The sequence below is a fragment of the Nonomuraea sp. AD125B genome (assembly GCF_041402765.1).
Taxonomy (GTDB): Bacteria; Actinomycetota; Actinomycetes; order Streptosporangiales; family Streptosporangiaceae; genus Nonomuraea; species Nonomuraea bangladeshensis.
This window is the reverse complement of record NZ_JBGLOU010000007.1, coordinates 171,604-191,851: the sequence shown is the minus strand read 5'-3', so window position 1 is coordinate 191,851 and position 20,248 is coordinate 171,604. Positions and strand designations below refer to the sequence as shown.

The window sequence follows — 20,248 nt, the reverse complement described above, 5'->3', positions numbered from 1 at the left end:
GTCGGATTCCGTCCCCGGTCATGGCTTCCTGCCCCCGGTGCCGGCGACGACCTCGACCAGCGCCTCGCCCAGGTCTCGGTCCGTGTCGACGCGATGGACGGGAACCCGGGCCCGGCGCGTGCCCGCCGCGAGCCGGGCCTCGCGGTCGTCGACCGCCTCGCGCAGGCGCGCCCGCAGCAGCGGGTCGGCGGAGTCGACGACGAGCTGCTCGCCGGTCTCGGCGTCCTCGACCACGATCAGCCCGGCCTCGGGCAGCACGTCGTCGGCGGCGTCCACGATCCGCAGGGCGACCACCTCGTGCCGGCGGGCCAGGCGTTGCAGCGAGCGTTCCCAGTCGCCGTCGCCGATGAAGTCCGACAGCACGACGACGAGCGCGCGGCGGCGGGCGAGCCGCCCGGCCGCGTCCAGCATCTCAGCCAGGTCGGTGGTAGCGCCGCCGGAAGCGGCGGCGGTGCGCTCCAGCTCGGCGGCGATCCGCAGCGCGTGCCGCCGGGACGTGCCGGGCGGCACGACCCGCAGCATCCCGGTGTCGTACAGCAGCGCGCCGACCCGGTTGCCGCCCCTGCCGAACAGCCGGGCGAGGACCAGCGCCAGCTCGGCCAGCACGTCGTGCTTGCCGCGCCCCGGCCGGCCCGCCGCCATGGACGCCGACCGGTCGAGCACGAGCCACACGGTCAGCTCGCGGTCCTCGGTGAACACCCGCAGGTGCGGCTCGTCCAGCCGGGCGGTGACGTTCCAGTCGATGTGCCGGGCGTCGTCGCCCTCGGTGTACGCCCGCAGCCCCGTGAAGTCGATGCCGGAGCCGCGGTGCGCGGTGCGATGGGCGCCCTGGAGCCGGCCGTCCAGCCTGCGGACGACCTTCCACTCCAGGCGGAGCAGGAGTCTCTCGGGGGCGGTGGCCATGGCGTCAGCGGTTCTGGAGGACGACGTCGGGCGCGCGGACGGCCCCGAGCACCCTGGCGATGATCGTGTCGGAGTCCACGTCGTCGGCCAGGGCCTCGTACGACAGCACGAGCCGGTGGCGCAGCACGTCGAGCGCGAGCTCCGACAGGTCGTGCGGCAGCACGTAGTCGCGCCCGCGCAGGAACGCCAGCGCCCGCGCGCCCGTGACGAGCGCGATCGACGCCCGGGGGCTCGCGCCGTGGGTGACGTAGTGCTCCAGCTCGCCGAGCCCGGCCATGGCCGGGGAGCGGGTCGCGGCGACCAGCCGTACGGCGTAGTCGACGACGGCCGGATCGACGTACACCTGCCTGGCCCGCTCGCGCATCGCCATCAGGTCCTCGGTCGTCACCATCGGCTGCGGCGGCTCCGGCGGGCGCAGCGCCCGCTGGACGATCGCCTGCTCCTCGGGCTGCGTCGGGTAGTCCACGACGACCTTCATCATGAACCGGTCGACCTGGGCCTCGGGCAGCGGGTACGTCCCCTCCGACTCGATCGGGTTCTCCGTCGCCATGACCAGGAACGGCTCAGGCACCCGGAACGTCTCCCGCCCGATCGTCACCTGGTGCTCCTGCATGACCTCCAGCAGGGCGCTCTGCACCTTGGCCGGGGCACGGTTGATCTCGTCGGCCAGCAGCAGGTTCGCGAACACGGGGCCGAGCTCCGTCCTGAACTCCCCCGAGTGCTGGTGGTAGACCCGGGTGCCGACGAGGTCGGCGGGCACCAGGTCGGGGGTGAACTGCACGCGCTGGAACTTGCCGGCGATCGCGGCGGCCAGCGACCGTACGGCGAGCGTCTTGGCCAGGCCGGGCACGCCCTCCACCAGCAGGTGACCGTCGGCGATCAGCGCGACGGCCATGCGCTCAAGCAGCAGGTCCTGGCCGACGATCGTGCGTTTGACCTCGTACAGCACCTGTTCGAGCGGGTGGCCGTGGCCCGGTCCTGGGGGTTTCGTCATACCGAGTTCCTTCTCGTCGGTTCAGATGGCGCCGGTGGGATCGTCCCCCTCGTCGCCCAGGGCCGCTCCGATCGGAACGGCGAACGCGATCCCGGCGAACGCCTCGTCGCCGCCGGGGTCGGCGATCGACACGACGACGCCGACGACCAGGCCGCGGGCGTCCAGCAGGGGGCCGCCGGAGCTGCCCGGGTTGACGGAGGCGTCGAACTGGATGAGCCCCTTCAGGTCGCTCCCCTTGACGGCCCCGCCGGTGGTGCGGTTGAGGCCGGACACGACGCCGGTGGAGACGCTGTAGGTGAGGCCGAGCGGGTTGCCGATCGCCACCACGGGAGCGCCGACCTCCACGCCGCCGCCGAGCGTGGCGGGGACGACGATCTCGGGCAGCTTCGCGGGCTTGAGCGTGGCGACGTCCCTCTCGGGGGCGGAGGACGCGACGGCGGCCTTCGCCTTGGTGCCGTCGGCGAAGGTCACGGTGACGTCCGCGCCGCCGTCGCCCGCCGCGCCCTTGACGACGTGGTACGCGGTCAGGATCGTGCCGTCCTCGGCGGCGATCACGCCGGTGCCGAGCGAATCGCCCGACCGGATGACCACCACGGAGGGCCCGACCCGCTCGAAGACGTCGGGCACCGTGAGCGACGCGCTCGGCGTCGGCGTCGGGGTCGGCCGGGGCTCGGCTTCCTCGCCGCTCCCCCCGCCGCCGCCCAGCCAGTACGCCAGCGCCGCCACGACGACGAGCAGGCCGCCTCCGGCGGCGTACCGCCGAGCCCTCCCGGCCCCGGCTCCCCGGCCCTCGGCCGGATCAGCCTCCTGCGGCGCGTGCTCCATCGCTCCATCGTCATAAAAGTCCGCTCAAAGTGCCACAAACTTCACCTGAGAACTCCATGAGAACCGCTCACGGCCGAGACGCTGACTAGAGTGGCGGGGTGGCAGGTGAGCAAGCCGGCGCTCGGGTGGACAGCTGGATCTGGTCCGTACGCCTGACCAAGACCCGGTCGGTCGCGTCCGACGCCTGCCGGGGCGGTCACGTCCGGGTCAACGGGGTGCGCGTCAAGCCCGCGCACGTCGTCCGGGTCGGCGACGAGGTCCGGCTGCGGCACGACGGGCGCGAACGGATCGTGGTCGTCTCGAAGATCATCGCCAAGCGCGTCGGCGCGCCCGTGGCCGCCGAGTGCTACGTCGACAAGAGCCCGCCGCCCCCGCCGCGCGAGCAGGCCGGGCCGGTGGCCGTACGCGACCGGGGCGCGGGCCGCCCCACCAAGCGCGAGCGCCGCAGCATCGAGAAGCTGTTCGGCCGCCGCGACCGGCCGCGATGAGACCGGTCAGCGGAAGGGGATGTTGACCCACGGGCTGTTCGGGTCGCTCGTCAGGACCCGGTGCGCGTGGAGCATGTCCCCGTACCAGTCGCCGAACTCCTCCTCGTCGAAGTGGAGGCAGCGCCCGAGGACGTAGGCGGCCGAGAAGTCCTCCCACGACCGGTAGGAGATCCGGCTGAGCTGCCCGGCGCGCAGGACCGCCCGCTCGGCCTCCGCCAGGTCGCAGTAGCGGGCGCCGAGCCCCCAGCGGGCCATCTTCGAGGCGCGCCCGTAGTCCCATGCCTCCACCGAGTGGACGAACCCGTTCTCGGGGAGCAGCCCGTCGGCGCGGAAGCGGGACTCGTACCGGGTGATCCGCCCGATGAGCCGCTGCGCCCCCGCGACCTGGGCCTCCGTCTCGGCGTCGGTGCCGCCCGCCGGGAGGCTCCGCAGGACGCGGGCGGTCACCTCGCGCCAGTGGGCGACCTCCACCAGGCCGCCGAAGTCGCGGGCGAGAGCGCTGCGCACCTGCAGGACCGTCCCCCAGAACGGGCTGCTCATCCGGCAGTCGAGCAGCGCCTCGACGGCGCTCGACCACTCCTCACGGCTGGTGATCCCCCACCATTCCTTGAGCCGTTTCCGCTCGCGGACGTAGCCGGTGCCGTGCCAGCCCATCGCGTTCCAGAGCGAGGCGTTGGCCACGCACAGCAGGGCTCCGCAGGCGAGGCCGTGGGCGACCGGGCCGTGCAGCGGGCCGCCGATCCATAGCGTGCGCAGCGCGTTCCTGCGGGGGTAGGCGGCGCGTTCGGCGTGCCGGCGCCACACCGCCCGGTGCTCGGCGGTCGCGGGGAAGTACCCCTCGCAGGGGCTGCCCGGGTTGACGCACAGCCACTCGTCGTCCTGCGGCCAGTCCTTGGCGAGCTCCCCCAGGTCGTCCTGGAAGAAGACCGGGTCGGGCGCCGGCGCCGGCAGCATCCCCGCCGTGTGGAACACCAGGACCTTGGTGCCGGGCCGCGCGCCCCAGGGCGTGGGGGTGTAGCTGACCCAGCCGGGCCGGGAGTCCGCCGTGGCGCGCGGCATCGCGTGATAGAGGTCGGCGGTGGCGAGGACGTCGAAGTACGCGGCCCAGTCACCCCGCGTCCTGGCCGCGTACAGGCCGGCTTCGACGTCCGTGGGCGGACGCCACCCGGGGACAGGTGGCGCCGCCGCACCGGGGCCCATGCCGTTCCACGTCTCCACGCCCCGTGATGTTAGCCCCCCGGCGGGGTGGCGAGGAGCTCCGCCAGGTGCTCGGCGATGGCCGCGATCGTGGGCTGCTGCCACAGGAGGGTCGCGGGCAGCCGGCGGCCGAAGCGCTGCTCCAGACGCCGCCTGACCATGACCGTCATCACCGAGTCCAGCCCCTGCTCCACCAGCGGGCGGCGGACCGCCAGGTCCTCCTGGCCGAGCCGCATCACGGCCGCGATCTCCGCGCGGACCTCGGCCTGGACGCGCTCGCGCAGGTCCTCGGCGGACAGGCCGGCGAACGACTCGACGGTCTCCCCCAGCTCGTCCTCGGCCGCCGCGGGCGCGTCGATCACCGGGTAGCGGAGCCCGGACAGCCGTCCCACCACGCGGCCGTCGGCGTCGGCGACCAGCGCCCGCACGGTGTCCTCGCCCGCCGGATCGACGGCGGCCTCGATGATCACGGTCTCCGGCGGCGCGCCGGTCAGCACCACCTCGTCGATGTGCACGACCATGCGCAGCACCGGGTCGCCGGGGAACACGCACGGGGCGACGGACATCACCGCGTCCATCGCCGCCGCCCAGGTGGACCCAGCGGCCGTCCGTACGGTCGCCCGCAGCACCCCGTCACCGCTCAGCAGCGTGCCGATCGTCCAGTCGAAGCCCGTGGAAGGGACGCCGACGGCGGCCAGCCGCTGATGGACGTACCCGGGGTCGATCGGGGCGAGACCGGCCGCGTCCGGCAGGGTCCCGGAGAGCGCAGGGGCGGGGCCGCCGACGGACGCCGTGACGTGGACCAGCCAGTTCGGCTCCGGCTCGCCGGGCCCTGCGGGCGTGCGCGAGGCGAGCCTGATCGCGGGCGGCTCGTGCACGACCTGGACCTGCCGCCGTCCCGAGGTCATCAGCGGGTGCGTCATCTCCACGTCGGTGAGCACGGGCAGCTCGCCGGCCGCGTCCAGGAACGTGTTGACCAGCACGGCGGCGGGCACGATCTCGACCCCGCCGACGGCGTGGCTGCCGGGGTAGGGCCGGTTGGCGTCCTCCAGTACGGTCCGCCACATCCTGGCCTGGCTGCCCGCGAGGCTCGTCCCCGCGCCGAGCAGGGTGTGGGAGCCCACGTCGTGGCCGCGGTTCTCGGCGGACCCGGCGGCGGGATCGCGCCAGTGGCGACGGCGCTGCCAGGCGTACGGCGGCAGCGGGGCGAGGCCGCCGTCAGGCTGCAGCCGGCTCCAGTCCACCTCGACGCCGGCGCAGTGCGCGCTGCCCACGGCGGTGAGGAAGGCCGCGCGTTCCGGCTGGTTCCTGCGCAGCGAGATGCCGACGAACACGTCCTCGTAACCGGTCTCCGCCAGCGTCTCGGTCAGGGAGTGCGCGACCACGGGGTGCGGGGAGATCTCCAGGAACGCGCGGTAGCCGTCCTCGGCGGCGGCCGTCGCGGCCGCGGCCAGGCGCACCGGGTCGCGCAGGTTCGCCGCCCAGTACGCGGAGTCGAGCACGGGCGTGGACCGGGGATCGACCAGCGCGGTCGTGTACATCGGGATGCGGGGCGCGCCGAAGGGCAGGCCGGCGGTGACCTCGGCCAGCTCGGCGGCCAGCGGCTCCATCTGCGGGCTGTGGAAGGCGACGTCCGAGTCGACCCGGCGGACCATGATGCCCTCGGCCGGCCACTCCTGCACCACCTCCTCGACCGCCGCGACGTCGCCGGACAGCACGGTCGAGCCGGGCGCGGAGGCGATGGCGGCCACCAGGTCGCTCCGCCCGGCCAGCCGCTCGGCCGCCTCCTCGAACGACAGCCCCACCATGGCCATGGCCCCCTTGCCCTCGGCCCGGCGCAGCAGCAGGGAGCGGCGGCAGATCAGCCGCGCGCCGTCGGCGACGCTCATCGCGCCGGCGGTCACCGCCGCCGCGATCTCGCCGACGGAGTGGCCGATGACGGCCGCCGGGGTCACGCCGTGCGCGGTCCAGAGCCTGGCCAGGCCGAGCTGCATCACGAAGATCATGGTCTGGACGCGGTCGATCCCGTCCAGCTCGCCCTCGGCCAGCACCTTGCGGGGGGAGAAGCCGATCTCCTCGGCGAAGATCGGCTCGACCTCGTCCACCAGGGCCGCGAACTCCGGCTCCGTGGCCAGCAGCTCCCGTCCCATGCCGCGCCACTGGCAGCCCTGCCCGGCGAACACCCACACCGGCCCCGGGCCCGGCTCGGGCAGCACGTCCCCGGTGAGCACGGCCTCGGCCGGCAGGTCCCAGGAGAGCCTGCGCAGCCCGTCCGCCAGCTCGTGCCGGTCGGCCGCGAGCACCACGGCCCGGCGGCCCAGGTGGGTACGGCGCCGCGCCAGCGTATGCCCCACTGAAGCCAGGTCGAGCCCGTCGCCGTTGAGCCGGTCGGCCAGCGTGCCGGCGTACTGCCGCAGGGCGGTCCCCGACGCGGCCGACAGCGGGAACACGCGCAGCCCCGTCCCCTCTCCGCGCGGCGTCTCGGAGGCCGGCGGCGCCTGTTCGAGCACGATGTGCGCGACCGTGCCGCCGTAGCCGAAGCTGGAGACGCCGGCCCGGCTGGGGTGGCCGCGGTCGGGCCAGACCGACCGCTTCGTCACGATCTGGAGTCCCGAGGTCTCCCACGGGATGGCCGGGTTCGGGGTGGCCAGCACGCTCGGGGGGATCTCCCCGCGGTCGAGGGCGAGCACCGCCTTGATGACGCCGGCGATGCCCGCGGCCCCTTCGAGGTGGCCGATGTTGGACTTGACCGAGCCGATGAGGCACGGGTCGTCGGCGGTGCGTCCCGCGCCGTAGACGGCGCTCAGCGCCTCCGCCTCCTGCGGGTCGCCGAGCCGGGTGCCGGTGCCGTGCGCCTCGATGTAGTCGAGCGTGCCCGGCGCGACGCCCGCCTGCCGGCACGCCCGGCGCATGACGTGCTCCTGGGCCTCCCCGCACGGGGCCATGATGCCGTTGGTGTGCCCGTCCTGGTTCACGGCGCTGCCGATGACCAGCGCGAGGATGCGGTCCCCGTCGCGCCGCGCGTCGGAGAGCCTCTTGAGCACGACCACGCCGCAGCCCTCGCCGCGCCCGTAGCCGTCGGCCGCGGCGTCGAACGACTTCGACCGCCCGTCGGGGGCCAGCGCTCCGGCCGCGCCGAGCGTCACGGTCTGCCCCGGCGTCACCAGCAGGTTCACCCCGCCGGCGAGGGCGACGTCGCTCTCGCCGAGCCGCAGGCTCTGCGCGGCCAGGTGGAGCGCGACCAGCGACGCCGAGCACGCGGTGTCCACGGCCATGCTGGGCCCGCGCAGGTCGAGCGAGTAGGAGACGCGGTTGGCGACGGCGCAGCCGGCGGCGCCGATCCCGGTCCACGCCTCGATCCGGGGCACGTCCTCCAGCAGCATGCCGCCGTAGTCGGCGGTGCAGACGCCGACGAACACCCCGGCGTCGGTGCCGGCCAGCTCGTGCGGCGGCAGGCCGGCGTGCTCCAGCGCCTCCCACGCGGTCTCCATGAGGATGCGCTGCTGCGGGTCCATCAGCTCGGCCTCGCGCGGCGACAGGCCGAAGAACTCCGCGTCGAAGCCCTCGATGTCGCGCAGGAAACTGCCGTGCCGTACGGCGTCCCGCAGCGCGGCGGCGTGCTCGGGCCCGCGGTCCTCGTACGGGCGCCAGCGCTCGGCGGGCAGCGGGGCGGTGGTGTTGCGGCCGGCGCACAGCAGGTCCCAGAACTCGTCCGGTGAGCCGGCGTCGCCGGGGAAGCGGCAGCCGATCCCGATGACCGCCACCGGTTCGGCCTGGACCCCGCTCGGACTGTCGGCCATCGCGTTCTTTTCCCTTCGCTGACTGCGGATCAGGACCATGAGGGCTTGCCGAGGATCTGGATCACGGCGCTGGAGACGGTGACGCCCGGTCCGGTGCCGAGCATCAGCAGGTGGTCGCCGGGGCCCAGCTCCCCGGTCAGGAGCAGCCGGTCGAGGGCGAGGACCTGGTCGCTGGCGCCGCAGTGGCCGATGGTGCGGCCGTAGTCCCAGGTGGAACGGGACATCGGCAGGTCCAGCGCGGCCATGCAGCGCTGTTCGACGATCTCCTCGGAGTAGTTCATGAAGGCCACCCTGGCGAGGTCGCGGGCCTCGACGCCGCTCTCGGCCAGCGTGCGCTCGACGACCTCCATCAGCGCCCGCTGGATCTTGAACAGCGCCGCCGTGCTCTCGCCCTTGGGCATGACCTGCTGCCGGAACTGCTGGTTCCGCGTCTCGAAGCTCATCCGGCGGCCGACGGTGACGCCGGGCGGGAACAGCGGCTCGGTGCCCCGGTGCAGCTCCTCGGCCTCGGGCACGGTGACCGTGCAGACGGACGCGAGGCGGGCGAAACCCTCCTCCTTGGTGAGGACGAGCGCGCTGGCGGCGTCGCCGCCGATGTAGCCGGGGCCCATCCGCCACCGGTCCATCAGCGGGGTGCCGTAGTTGTCGGCGGCCACCAGCAGCGCGGCCTGCCGGCCCGGCGCGGCGGCGAGGTGGCTCGCGGCGAGGTCCAGGGCGAGGAACATGCCGTTGCAGCCCTGCCTGATCTCGGTGGCGAGCACGTCGCCGCCGACCAGGTGGCGTTGCAGGTAGGAGTGCGGCGGCCAGCCGTCCGGGCCCTGGTGCCAGGTGGAGGCGTACAGCAGGAGGTCGAGGTCGGCCGGTGCGCGGCCGCTGCGCTTCAGCGCGCTGCGCGCCGCGTGCAGGGCCATCTCGGGGGCCGGCAGGTCACCGGCGACGGCCGCCCCGGCCAGGTTGTGCAGCTCGGCCTCGTCGGCCGGGTACCAGCCCTTCTGCACGGCCTTCTCGACGCTGACGATCGTGCGGGGGACGAAGGCGCCCACGCCGCTGATGTAGGTGTCCGTCCACTGCATGACTCTGCCCTCGTTCGCTCGGGACGGCTAGCCGATCTTCGCCGACTCGAGTTCCCTGATCAGCGCGACGATGGTCGCGACGTCCTTGAAGTTGTCGGGGTCGAGCTTGGCGGCCGGGACGGGGACGCCGAGCTCGCGCCGGATGAAGTTCAGCAGCCGCGCCGTACGCAGGGAGTCGAGCAGCCCCGACAGCAGCAGCGGGGTCGTCTCGTCGACCTCCAGCTCGACGTCGTCGGGCACCAGGTTCTCCTGGACGAACGCCACCAGGCGGTCGCTGAGCCGGTCGGCGGTCACGCGCGCGCCCCTTCCTTGGTCACGGGGGCGGGGGCGAGCACGCGGAACACGGCCGCGGCCACGGACGTCCCCGAGCCGAACCCGACCATGAGCAGATGGTCGCCGGGCACGAGCCCGCCGGTCGCCAGCAGGTGCTCGAAGGCGATGAACTGGTCGACCGCGCCGCAGTGCCCGACGCGCCGGCCGTAGTCCCAGGTCGTCTGGTCGAGGTCGATGCCGAGCCAGGACATCTGCCCGTCCAGGTCCTCGCGGCGGCCGTGCGGGAAGGCCACCTTCGTGATGTCGGACAGCTCGATGCCGGCCTCGTCCAGGGTCTGCTCGACCTGCTGCATCATCGTCTTCTGGATGGTCAGGTGGATCCCGGTTCCCCGGTCCTTGAGCAGCCGCTGGCGGAACTCCTCGTGCCGGTCGCCGAAGCTCAGCCCCCGCCCGACGGTGGCGTCCGGCGGGAACAGCGGATAGGCGCCGTCGTTGACCGCGTCGGCCTCGGGGATCGTGGTCGCGTTCACCGCGAGGAGCTCGGCCATGCCGTAGTCCTTGCCGAGGACGAGCGCGCAGGCGGCGTCGCCGATCAGCGCGCCGGGCGTCATCCGCCAGCGGTCCACCAGCGGCGTCCCGTGGTTGTCGGCCGAGACCACCAGCGCGGTCTCCCTGCCGGGGTCGGCCCGCAGGTAGCTCGCGGCCAGCTCCAGCGAGCTGATCATGCCGACGCAGCCGCTGCGGATCTCGTACGCGGGGACGGCGCCGCCGAGGAGGTGCATCTGCAGGTAGTGCTGGGGCTGCCAGCCGTTCGGGCCCTGGTGCCAGACCGACGGGTAGAGCAGCAGGTCGAGGTCCTTGGGCGATGACTCGTTCCAGCGCTCGTACGCGTCGAGGACCGCGCGGCGCGCCATCTCGGGGGCGGGCATGTCGCCGGCGACCGCCGCGCCGAGCTGTCCGAAACGCTCGGCCTCGTCGGGTGGGTACAGCCCCTCCTCGACCGCCTGCTCGACGCTCACGCTGCCCGGCACGAAGACGCCGAGGCTCCGGACGAACATGTCAGATGTACGCACACGTCCCCTAACTGATCGACGGGCACCACGAAGAACGGCGTCTCAAGGGGACGCCGGCGAAGCTTTCCGTAAACGGGTCAGGCGATAACGCGGGATGGGCCGCCGGCCGCCGAAATATTTCGGTCCGCTCTTTGATCGGCCCTCACGAGAGCGAAAGGATAGGGGCAGCTCGCCGGGAAAATCAATATAACTGTCCGCGATCTGGATGATTTCCTTCCGTAACCGGAATCCAGCGGAACGTGGCGGATTTGGGAAATGCCGTATTTCCCGGCGAGCTGCGGTTCATCCTTTGGACGGTTCCAGAGCGCCTTTCCGAAATTATCGGCGCTCAGGTCGCCGGGGTGCAGACCACGCCGTTCAGCCTGAACTCGGCCGGTTTGGCGTTCGTCCCGCTGAAGGTGCCGTTGAGACCGAAACTCTGGGCGGAGCCCGGACCGATATAGGCGTTGTGGCCGGCGTCGCGCGCGGTCGCCTGGGCGCCCGCCTGCGTCACGGTGGCGTTCCAGGCGTCCGTGACCTGCTGGTTGCCCGGCCACGTCCAGGTCACGGCCCAGCGGTCGACGGGCGTCGTGCCGGTGTTGGTGACGGTGACGGTGGCCGAGAAGGCGCCGTCCCAGGTGGTGGGCGCGTAGGCGACCTTGCAGGCGGTGCCCATCTTGAGCCCGCCGCGGATGTGGTTCGCGAAGGTCTCCCAGGTGGGGTTGGGGGCGCCGGCCGTGGTGGTGCTGGAGCAGTTGGCGGTGGTGTAGGTGGTCTGGGAGCCGTAGTGGGCGGGGTCCATGACGAAGTCGATGCCGTGGTCCGCGCCCGGTACCGAGATGAACTGGCCCTGGCCGCAGCTCGCCTTGATCTTGTTGTAGAGCAGGACGCTCTGCCCGTGCGGCACCAGGAAGTCCGCCTGGCCGTGCAGGAACAGCAGCGGCGGGTCGTTCGCGTCGACGTAGTTGACCGGGTTGGCGAGGGCCACCTGGGCGGGGCAGGTCTGGATGGGGCAGCCGATCAGCATCGACTCCGGCGAGGCCGGGGAGTTGTGGTCCAGCCCGCCGGTGGGCAGGTTCTGGGCGTTCATCTGCAGGAAGTCGGTCGGGCTGAAGAAGGCGAGCCCCGTCTGCACGGCGCTGGAGACGCCGGTCGTGCCGACGGTGCCCTCCAAGGATGCGACGCCGCCGGTCAGCGTGGCCATCTCCGTCAGCCAGCCGCCCGAGGAGGTGCCCATCATGGCGAAACGGTTGGGGTCGAGCTGGTAGGTGGCGGCGTTGGCGCGCAGCCAGCGGATGGCGGCCTTGACGTCGTGCACCTGGGCGGGGAAGACCGCCTGGGCGCTGGACCTGACGCTGACGCCGGCCACCGCGAACCCCAGGGGGTTGAACACGGCGGCGATGGCGGCCGCGCCGGTCTTGCCGTCGTCGCTCGACCAGGCCGAGCCGCTGTGCCAGATGATCAGCGGCCGGGGGGCGGTGCCGCCTGACGGCAGGTAGAGGTCGAGCAGGTGACCTTTGGAGCCGGCCGGTTGCGCGGGCGCGTACGCGATGTTGCTGATCACCTGGTCGGCCTGGGCCGGGGGCGGAAGGACGAGCGACACTGCGAGGCCGGCCAGCATGGTCATGACCATGCCGACGATCGCGGCCGGGCGGGAACGAACTTGCATGGTGCGCCTCCGGTGTTTCGGATGATCGCCGCTTGGCAGGTGGCCGTCCGGCTCTCACCCGTGCCGGGGCAGCCGCGATCGGCGCGTCAGCCGTCGCGCAGGTGAGAACAACACACGCCCCCGTGCGGATTCGCCCTCGTCATCGATCGGGCTCGCGATCGATCAGGGCGAGGCGACGATATGCCAGGGATGTGACGGTGGTCAAAGCCCGTCCGGAAACGTCCGGGAATCACCGGTGAAACATGCGCCGCCCTCACGAAAAGGCGGGTGGAAAGTTTCGGGCTCCCGGTGTTGATCTCAGCCGCGATGACTGCCAATGTAATGATCCGCTCCGTTGATCCGCCCCATCGCAGGAGGATTCATGCGAAAGGTTCGTGCGGTTCTCTTCCCGGTCCTTCTGGCCGCGGGATTGTCGTTGACGCTCGGCGCCGCGCCGGCGAACGCGGAAAGGCTGGCCGGTATCTACCGCACGTCCGCGGAATGCCAGCGCGTCGGCGCCTACGGCGAGAGCCAGGGCTGGTGGGACGAGTGGCGCTGCGAGTGGAAGGCGGCGTACTCCTACTACTTCCTCTACTCCTGACCCTCTCCGGTCAGCGCAGGGTGGCGGTGAGCGTGCGGCCGTAGGTGCGGCGGGTCACGGCCTCGACGAGCGTGCCGCCGGGCACGCGGCGGACCGTCACCCCCTCGTCGGCGCGGTCGAGCCGCAGCGAGGGGCCGCGCAGCAGGAAGCTCACGCGGTCGCGCCTGGTCGTCGGGTCCGCGACGGCGACGCTCACCCGGGACCCTGACGTCCGCACGATGACCGCGGCCGGGCCGTCCACGCGCAGGCGGCCGGCGTGGCGCGGACCCGCGGTGAAGACGTTCGCGGCGATCAGGCCCAGCCCCTCGTGCTCGATCGCCTGCACGTGCCGGTCGTTGGCCAGCACGGTCAGCGGCCCTCTCGCGTAGGCGCGCAGGCGGGCCTCGGTGGCGTTCGGGACCAGGGCGTAGGCGAGGGCGGGCAGCGCGCCGGACGCCGGATGGGTGACGGAGGCGGTGAAGACGTTCTTCGTGACCGGAGTGTCCGGGTTGGACGTGCGGACGACGCGGCGGCTGCGGGTCACCGTCTCCAGGACGGCGCTGACCGGCTGGCGGCTGAGGAAGGCGTAGCCGACGGCGGTGCCACGGGTGGCGTTGGCGTAGCGGAGCCAGCGCGGCTCGCCCGTCGCCCCCGGCCGCCACGGCGAGCCGGTCCAGGTCTCGCCGGTGAGCGCCACCGCGTCGGCGGGGGCGGCGATGCGGCTGTCCACCGTGGTCACCGCGGCCCGCCCCGACTGGCCGGAGACGTCCGCGGCCAGCACCACGATCTCGTCGTCGAGCAGGAACCACGACTTGGTGGCGCGGGCGTTGCGGTAGGCGACGAAGTCGTCGGGCAGCAGGCCCGCCTGCTTGGCGGCCCAGGCGGCGTCGTCGGACTGGACCATCCCGGCGATGCCGTACGCGCCGAGCGTCGCGCCGCCCGAGAAGGCGTTCCCTGCGACCGGGAAGTACACGTAGGCGTTCTGGGACTCCGAGGACGCGGTGAAGTTCAGCGGATGGTCCGGGTTGTCGTACCAGAGACGGCCGCCGTACAGCTCGGGGACCGTGCGGCGCTCCTCGGCCGGCGCGGTCACCCCGGCCAGCCGGTACGGCGAGACCGTCGTGAAGTAGTCCACGCCGAACACCGCCCGCTGGTCCTCCCCCGCCAGGTAGAGGTAGTGGGCGCCGTCGCCCTGGAACCAGGGCATGAGGTTCTCGCCGCTCATGTACTCGTACTTGCTGATCCGCTCGGAGCTGCGCGCGAGGGCGAAGGCGTAGCCGGGGCGGCGGTGCACGGTGCGGTCCATCGCGTTGAAGGCGACGCTGCGCTCGGGCGGGTTGAGGTCGGCGGCCTCGATCGAGGCGTCGGCCCGGATCGCGGCGTAGCGGGCGATGCTGACCGGCGAGACGAAGGCGGCGGTGTCGGCGGCCGGCAGGTGCTTGACGTACTTCTTCAGCGCGAGCGCCTGCTCGGCCGGCACGTGGTCGGCCAGGTCGGCGACGGCCTCCACGACCACGCCGACGTCGGCGTAGCCGGTGCCGGTGCGCGAGACCGCCCGCCCCTTGACGATCTCCATCATCCAGCCCTCGAAGATGAGCGGGGCGAAGCCGTCGGCGACCCAGCGGTAGACGACGCCCGGCAGGTCGCTTGTGCCGGCCGCCGCGGTCGCGCCGTCCAGCGTCTTGAGCGTCTGCACGACGCGCGTGAGCAGGGCGCGGCCGTAGGAGCCGGTGTAGGCCACCGAGCCGTGCTGGATGAAGGAGCCGTCGCGGTAGTAGCCGTCGGTGACGCCGTGCTGGAGCGCGTACGGGTCGACGGTGGCGAAGACCGTGGACTGGTCGGCGACGGCCTTGGCCACGCGGGCGTCGTCGCCGGACACCGCGCCCTGGAGGATGCGGTTGGCGGTGATGTCGGCCAGGTTCGCGCCGGTGTGGAAGCGCGAGTCGAGGTCGACGTCGCCGTTCCTGCCGTTGCGGAGGTAGGCGTCCATCGAGGCCACGTAGGTGGCGGTGAGCTCGGGCCGCTCCGCGCGCAGCCGGTCGGCCAGCAGCGCGAGCGTCCTGGTGACGTGGGTGGGGATGCCGATCTCCCACGTGTGCCAGTTGCCGTAGTAGCCCTTCGCCTGGTCGCCGTAGTAGCGCTCGTGCAGCCACAGCAGGCCGTCGGCGGCCCGGCGCTGGGCGGCGGCGTCGTCCGCGAGCTCCCCGCCGGGGACGCGGGTGGCGAGCGCGATCTCGTACAGGTACTGGAAGGCGAGGCGCAGGTTGACGTCGTCGGAGCCGAGCGCGAGGCCGGCGAACAGCTCGCCCTCGCCCGCCCGGTCCATCGCGGCGAGCCGCTGCCTGGCGGTGGCGAGCACGGCGGCGAGCTTGGCGGCGACCTCCGGCCTGGCGTTGACCTCGGGGGTCCCGGCGAGCATGGCGACGGTGTTGGCGATCAGCCGCGCGTGGTCGAACCCGCCCGCCTCGGCGGCGGCGCGCAGCGGGCCGGCCACGGCCAGCAGGCCGGCGGCGGGGAGCAGGGAGAGAACCTGGCGGCGGGAAGGCTGCGGCACGGCGGGCTCCAGGCCGTTGGGGGACGGGCCGCGCTCACCTTACATGATCTCTTTCAGCCCGCACAGGACCCGAGGAGAGCGTCGCTTATGGGAGTGAGCGTCCTGTGCATGGACCGTCTCACCCGCCCGCCGCCACGATGGGGACATGCTGATTCTCGCCCTGCTCACGCTCGTCCTGCACGGGCTGCTCGCCGGTCTCTTCTACGCCTTCTCGATGTCCGTCATGCCCGGTCTGAACGCGATCGAGCCCGCGCAGGCCGAGGCGGCGATGCGGAGCGTCAACCGCAAGATCCTCAACCCGTGGCTGTTCCTGGTGTTCCTGGGCTCGCCGGTGGCCGCGCTCGTGGCCGGGCTGCTCGCGGGCGGCGCGGCGGCCGGGTGGTTCCTCGGGGCGGCCGGGGTCGGCTTCGCCGGCTCGTTCCTCGTCACCGTGGCGGTGAACGTCCCGATGAACAACGCGCTCGACGCGGGCACGATGCGGTGGAAGGACTATTCGCGCAGGTGGACGGCGTGGAACACGGTGCGGGCGGCCAGCTCCACGGTGAGCCTGGCGCTGGTCGGGGCCGCGATTGGCGCGCTGTGACGGGGTAGGGGGCGGACATGCTCGAAAATCTGTGGCAGTACCGTCCTGAGCTGGGGCTACGCGAGTCGCTCGACCTCGTCGGCTTCGAGGTGGACGCGACCGACGGCAAGATCGGCACGGTGGACGAGGCGAACAACGCGGTCGGAGAGAGCTACGTGGTCGTGCACACCGGCCCGTGGATCTTCGGCAAGAAGGTGCTCATCCCCGCGGGGGCGGTGGAGCACATCGACGAGGACGCCCGCACGATCCATGTCGGGCGGACCAAGGAAGAGATCAAGAAGGCCCCGGAGTTCGACGAGAAGACCTACCGGGACACCCGCTACCACGACGAGGTCGGCGGCTACTACGCCGGCTTCCCCGATTCGAGGTGACATGCCGGGACGCAGACGGGGCGAGCCCTCCGTCGCGGCCTCCGGGCAGTGGCGCGACGACGACGGCGTGCGCATGCCCGCGGGCGAGGCGCACGCCTGGCAGCCCGGCACGAACCAGACCCTGTGCGGCCTGCAGCTGAGCCGGGCCCGGCTGCTGCGCTTCCACCACGTCCGCTGGCCCGAGGTTTTCCCGGAGTCCGGCGGCGCGGCCGAGGAGATCAGCGAAGTGTGCCGCAAGTGCGTGGCGGCGTCGGGGCGGCGCTCGCACCGCGGATGGAGCGGATCATGGACGCGGACCTCGCCGCGCCCATGATCCGGGTTCTCAGAGGGGCAGCAGGGGCACCGGTTCTCAGAAGGTCAGCAGGGGCACCGGCGACGGCCGCTCGCAGGTGCTGGCCACCGTGACCGCGGCCCCCGAACCGGCCGAGGCCAGCAGCGACTCCATGACGTCGAGGACGTGGAAGGCCAGCGTCCCGCTCGCCCGCGGCTCCTCGCCCGCCGGGGTGGCGGCGAGGTCGGCCAGCCCGACGCCGCGGCCCGCCGCCACATAACCGGCCGAGTCCGGCAGATCGCGCCAACCCCCCTCGCCCACGGCGGAGAGCTGGACGACGCCGTCGAAGTGGTTCGGGTCCGGGACGACCAGCGAGCCGCGCTCGCCGTGCACCTCGATGTTCGGCGCCTTGGTGGCCGGCGCGTCGAAGCTCATGACGAGCGTGGACAGCGCGCCCGACTCGTGCACCAGCACGCCGGTGACGTGCGTGTCCACGGACACCGGGATCTCCTCGCCGCGCCGCGGCCCTGAGCCGATCGTGCGCTTGCCGCGCAGGCGGGAGGCCGCCCCGATCACGGAGGTGACCGGGCCGAGGAGCGTCACCAGGCTGGTGACGTAGTACGGCCCCATGTCGAGGAGGGGGCCGCCGCCGGGGACGTAGTAGAAGTCGGGGTTGGGGTGCCAGCGCTCGTGGCCGGCGGTGACCATCGTGGCGGTGGCGGCGACCGGGCGGCCGATGAGGCCGTCGTCCACGGCCTTGCGGGCGGTCTGCGTACCGGTGCCGAGCACGGTGTCGGGCGCGCAGCCGACCCGTACGCCGGCCGCCTCTGCCGCCTGCAGCACCCTCGCCGCGTCGGCGGAGTTGGCCGCCAACGGCTTCTCGCCGTAGACGTCCTTGCCGGCCGCGATCGCCTGGAGCGCGACCTCGGCGTGGGCGGCCGGGATCGTGAGGTTGAGCACCACGTCCACGCCGGGGTCGGCCAGCAGGTCCGCGACGGACAGGACGGGGGTGCCGGGCCAGGCGGCGACCGCCTCCGCGGCCCGGCCGGGGTCGAGATCGGCGACGGCCGCGAGACGGAGCCCCGGCAGGCGGTCGATGGTGCTGAGATATTGGGCCGAGATCGCGCCGCAGCCCACGACGCCGACGTTCAGCGGCTGGCCCACAACATGCCCCTCTCGATGATCGTGCGTACGGTGTCGTGCTGGAGGACGTCCAGGCTGTGGCCGGGGGTGGTGACGAAGATGCGGCCCTCGCCCCAGCGGCGGGTCCAGAGCGCGGGCGAGGTCACCTCGCGGTGCCACGGGTCCCAGGAGCGGACCTTCTGGGTGGTCGTGGCGAGCACGTCGATGTAGTCGTCGGTGAGCACCCAGTACTGCTCGGTGACGAGGTCGAAGTCGGTGAGGCCCGCCGTGATGGGGTGCTCGGCGGCCTCGGGCAGCAGGTTCACCGTGTAGGGGACGAAGTTGTCGGCCTGCGTGCCCTCCCGCTCGTCGGGGTGCTTGCCGGGGTGGCAGGCGAACTGGCCGCCGATGAGGTGCAGGTAGTCGGAGGAGTTGCGGTAGGAGTCGGCGATGCCGCCGTGCCATCCCGCCATGCCGGTGCCGGCGCGGATGGCGGCCTCCAGGCCCTTCAGCTCGTCGGGCTGGATGGTTCCCATCGTGTAGCACTGCACGATGAGGTCGACGCCGGACATGTACGACGCGTCCGCGTACGGCGCGGGCGAGTCCGCCCTCCGCACCTCGAACCCGTTCTTCTCCAGGAAGGGGATGAAGAGCTCCGTGGCCTCCACGGGGGCGTGCCCTTCCCAGCCGCCCCGGACCACGAGAGCCCTGCGGCCCTGGTCACTTGCCATGCTTTCGCCTATCGCCGAATGGGTCGAACGATCCGATCGTCGCATCCCGGCATAAGCAACACGGAAGTGGGCAGCGCTTTCCGGGCAGGACCCCACGGCGCGGCACGAGGGGCGGCAGCTTACGGATGCCTTAGTCGGGCGGGGTTCTCATGAGTTGAATGTCGGCGAATGACACGAAAGGTAACGCCTATGCAGGCCCATCAACCTCGCGACAGCCGGATCCGGCGACCGGTGTTCGTCGCCGCCACCGCCGTGTTAATGGCGGCGGGCGGAGCCGGCGTGGCCACGGCGGCGGCGGGCGCCACGCCTGCCGAACCGTCGCCCACCGCGACCCCGACCGAGACCCTGACCCCGACCCCCACGGAGACGGTCACCGTCACCGACGCCCCCACCGAGACCCCCACCGATGCCCCTGTTCCCGAACTCGCGCCGCTCAGCCCCTGGGGCTTCGTCGGAGCGATGCACGGCGAGTTCGCGGTGCCCACGAAGGACGGCTGCGGCTCGGTGACGCTCTCCGCCCAGACGGGCCGGGCGACCGCCGTCGCCGAGGACTCCATCACGGTACGCAGCCAGGACGGCTTCGAGCGGACGTACACGATCGGCGAGGACACCCGGACGATCGCGGGCCGCCGCGGGAACAGCGCGGTCAAGCAGGACGACTGGGTGTCGGTCACCGCGCTCTCCCCGGCCGCCACGACCCCGGCCACCCCCACTCCGGCGGCCCCCACGACCCCGGCGGCCCCCACTACCCCGGCGACTCCCACGACCCCTGAGACCCCCGCGACCCCTGCGGCCCCTGCGGCCCCCGCGGACGGCACGGACGGCGGCGCCGCTCAGGAGGCCACGGACGGCGGCACCGCCCTCTACGTCTACGACCTGTCGCGGCCGGTCAAGCGCTCGTGGAAGGGCTGGGGCCAGCTCCGGCAGTGGTGGGCCCCGGCGCCGTCGTGGCGTAAGCCCGCCGAGTGCCCCACGCCGGCCCCCACCCCGACCGTCACTCTGCCCGAGAACCCGACCGAGACCCCGACGGCGACCCCGACCGAGACGCCGACCGAGACACCCACCGACACCCCCACCGACACCCCGACCGAAACCCCCACGGAAACGCCGACGCCGGCTTCCTGACCCGCCGCGCGTCCGTTCCCGGGCAGCACCCCCGCGTCCCTGGTCACCGCCCGGGACGTCACCCCCCTCCTCCCTCTCTGGCGACTCCGGCCACAAGTCAGGCATTGACGAAAAATCCTTACATGGTACTCATAGATCGAGTCGGAAAGCTTCAATCCCTCGATCCGTCGAGACCCCCCGGAGCTCACCCGAAGGGAGACGCGCATGGCGCGTACCACGTCCGGCCCGCCCGCCGACTTACTCGGCCCCGTCCAAGGAGAGGTCTCCTGGTTCTGCTGCGGCAATTCCTGGGGACCATGCAGCAGCACCGGCAAGGGAGCCTGCGGAACCTGCAACTCCGGCAGCCTCCAGCACGCCTGGCCCAACACCTCCGACGCCTGCTGGGCCATCACCCGCCCCGACTCCTGCGGAGTCAGCCTGTCCCGCCGCACCTGCGGCTACCGGCACCGCACCACCGCCCTCTGCACCGGTACGAGCGTCGTCACCTCCATCGCCGACTGCGGCCCGCAGACCGACCTGTTCTGCGGCGAGCGGAGCTGCTGCGGCGCGACCTGCGCGAGCAACCGGCTGATCGACCTCACCCCGGCCGCCTTCAGCGCGATCGCCAGCCTGTCCGCGGGCCTGCGACCGGCCGAGATCTCGACGGCGTGAGGGGGAC

General features: G+C 72.8%; 19 protein-coding genes. 7 read left to right on the top strand and 12 right to left on the bottom strand.

Annotation, left to right across the window (positions count from 1 at the left end; all coding sequences use genetic code 11):
• Window positions 1–18: 18 nt before the first annotated feature.
• From ACBR40_RS20255 to ACBR40_RS20245, 3 genes are read right to left on the bottom strand one after another with little or no spacing between them, the layout of a single operon-like run.
• Window positions 19–903: a DUF58 domain-containing protein gene (locus tag ACBR40_RS20255; protein ID WP_371249729.1), complete on the bottom strand. Its 885-nt coding sequence runs from the start codon at window positions 901–903 to the stop codon at window positions 19–21.
• Window positions 904–907: 4 nt separating this feature from the next.
• Entirely contained in the window at window positions 908–1,897 is a 990-nt protein-coding gene (locus ACBR40_RS20250; RefSeq protein WP_344211349.1) for a MoxR family ATPase, read from the bottom strand.
• 21 nt (window positions 1,898–1,918) lie between these two features.
• A complete protein-coding gene (locus ACBR40_RS20245) occupies window positions 1,919–2,722 on the bottom strand; it encodes a S1C family serine protease (protein WP_371249728.1) in 804 nt (267 codons plus the stop codon).
• A gap of 98 nt (window positions 2,723–2,820) precedes the next feature.
• Here ACBR40_RS20245 and ACBR40_RS20240 point away from each other — a divergent pair, with 98 nt between their 5' ends.
• Window positions 2,821–3,210, top strand: coding sequence for an RNA-binding S4 domain-containing protein (locus ACBR40_RS20240; RefSeq protein ID WP_371249727.1), 390 nt, complete (start codon window positions 2,821–2,823; stop codon window positions 3,208–3,210).
• A gap of 6 nt (window positions 3,211–3,216) precedes the next feature.
• Here ACBR40_RS20240 and ACBR40_RS20235 read toward each other — a convergent pair whose 3' ends face one another.
• The 6 genes from ACBR40_RS20235 to ACBR40_RS20210 form a co-directional block, all read right to left on the bottom strand.
• A complete protein-coding gene (locus ACBR40_RS20235; protein WP_371249726.1) occupies window positions 3,217–4,428 on the bottom strand; it encodes a DUF1266 domain-containing protein in 1,212 nt (403 codons plus the stop codon).
• Between the two features lie 11 nt (window positions 4,429–4,439).
• On the bottom strand, window positions 4,440–8,207 hold the full coding sequence (locus tag ACBR40_RS20230; protein ID WP_371249725.1) for a type I polyketide synthase: 3,768 nt from the start codon (window positions 8,205–8,207) through the stop codon (window positions 4,440–4,442).
• 29 nt (window positions 8,208–8,236) lie between these two features.
• On the bottom strand, window positions 8,237–9,280 hold the full coding sequence (locus tag ACBR40_RS20225; protein ID WP_371249724.1) for a ketoacyl-ACP synthase III family protein: 1,044 nt from the start codon (window positions 9,278–9,280) through the stop codon (window positions 8,237–8,239).
• A gap of 27 nt (window positions 9,281–9,307) precedes the next feature.
• Complete coding sequence (locus tag ACBR40_RS20220) at window positions 9,308–9,574, bottom strand: phosphopantetheine-binding protein (protein WP_344211361.1); 267 nt, start codon at window positions 9,572–9,574, stop codon at window positions 9,308–9,310.
• Window positions 9,571–10,626, bottom strand: coding sequence for a ketoacyl-ACP synthase III family protein (locus ACBR40_RS20215; RefSeq protein WP_371249723.1), 1,056 nt, complete (start codon window positions 10,624–10,626; stop codon window positions 9,571–9,573). The genes ACBR40_RS20220 and ACBR40_RS20215 overlap by 4 nt, the downstream gene beginning before the upstream one ends.
• A gap of 328 nt (window positions 10,627–10,954) precedes the next feature.
• Window positions 10,955–12,274, bottom strand: a complete 1,320-nt coding sequence (locus ACBR40_RS20210) for a cellulose binding domain-containing protein (protein WP_371249722.1) — start codon at window positions 12,272–12,274, stop codon at window positions 10,955–10,957.
• Between the two features lie 361 nt (window positions 12,275–12,635).
• Between ACBR40_RS20210 and ACBR40_RS20205 the strand changes: the two genes are divergently transcribed.
• Window positions 12,636–12,854, top strand: a complete 219-nt coding sequence (locus ACBR40_RS20205; RefSeq protein WP_344211367.1) for a hypothetical protein — start codon at window positions 12,636–12,638, stop codon at window positions 12,852–12,854.
• 10 nt (window positions 12,855–12,864) lie between these two features.
• On the opposite strand, the gene ACBR40_RS20200 is transcribed toward ACBR40_RS20205, so the two are convergent.
• Complete coding sequence (locus ACBR40_RS20200) at window positions 12,865–15,387, bottom strand: polysaccharide lyase family 8 super-sandwich domain-containing protein (protein WP_371249721.1); 2,523 nt, start codon at window positions 15,385–15,387, stop codon at window positions 12,865–12,867.
• A 145-nt stretch (window positions 15,388–15,532) separates the two neighbouring features.
• Here ACBR40_RS20200 and ACBR40_RS20195 point away from each other — a divergent pair, with 145 nt between their 5' ends.
• Genes ACBR40_RS20195 through ACBR40_RS20185 form a run of 3 tightly spaced genes read left to right on the top strand, consistent with a single transcriptional unit; the run spans window position 15,533 to window position 16,654 of the window.
• On the top strand, window positions 15,533–15,970 hold the full coding sequence (locus ACBR40_RS20195) for a DUF1772 domain-containing protein (protein WP_371249720.1): 438 nt from the start codon (window positions 15,533–15,535) through the stop codon (window positions 15,968–15,970).
• A 17-nt stretch (window positions 15,971–15,987) separates the two neighbouring features.
• A complete protein-coding gene (locus ACBR40_RS20190) occupies window positions 15,988–16,341 on the top strand; it encodes a PRC-barrel domain-containing protein (protein WP_344211373.1) in 354 nt (117 codons plus the stop codon).
• A gap of 1 nt (window position 16,342) precedes the next feature.
• Window positions 16,343–16,654, top strand: coding sequence for a hypothetical protein (locus ACBR40_RS20185; protein ID WP_344211375.1), 312 nt, complete (start codon window positions 16,343–16,345; stop codon window positions 16,652–16,654).
• A gap of 36 nt (window positions 16,655–16,690) precedes the next feature.
• Here ACBR40_RS20185 and ACBR40_RS20180 read toward each other — a convergent pair whose 3' ends face one another.
• On the bottom strand, window positions 16,691–17,776 hold the full coding sequence (locus ACBR40_RS20180; RefSeq protein ID WP_344211377.1) for a Gfo/Idh/MocA family oxidoreductase: 1,086 nt from the start codon (window positions 17,774–17,776) through the stop codon (window positions 16,691–16,693).
• Entirely contained in the window at window positions 17,761–18,465 is a 705-nt protein-coding gene (locus tag ACBR40_RS20175) for a ThuA domain-containing protein (protein ID WP_371249719.1), read from the bottom strand. Before ACBR40_RS20175 ends, ACBR40_RS20180 begins: the two co-directional genes overlap by 16 nt.
• 189 nt (window positions 18,466–18,654) lie before the next feature.
• Here ACBR40_RS20175 and ACBR40_RS20170 point away from each other — a divergent pair, with 189 nt between their 5' ends.
• On the top strand, window positions 18,655–19,590 hold the full coding sequence (locus ACBR40_RS20170; RefSeq protein ID WP_371249718.1) for a hypothetical protein: 936 nt from the start codon (window positions 18,655–18,657) through the stop codon (window positions 19,588–19,590).
• Between the two features lie 204 nt (window positions 19,591–19,794).
• Entirely contained in the window at window positions 19,795–20,241 is a 447-nt protein-coding gene (locus ACBR40_RS20165) for a hypothetical protein (protein ID WP_344211383.1), read from the top strand.
• Window positions 20,242–20,248 lie beyond the last annotated feature (7 nt).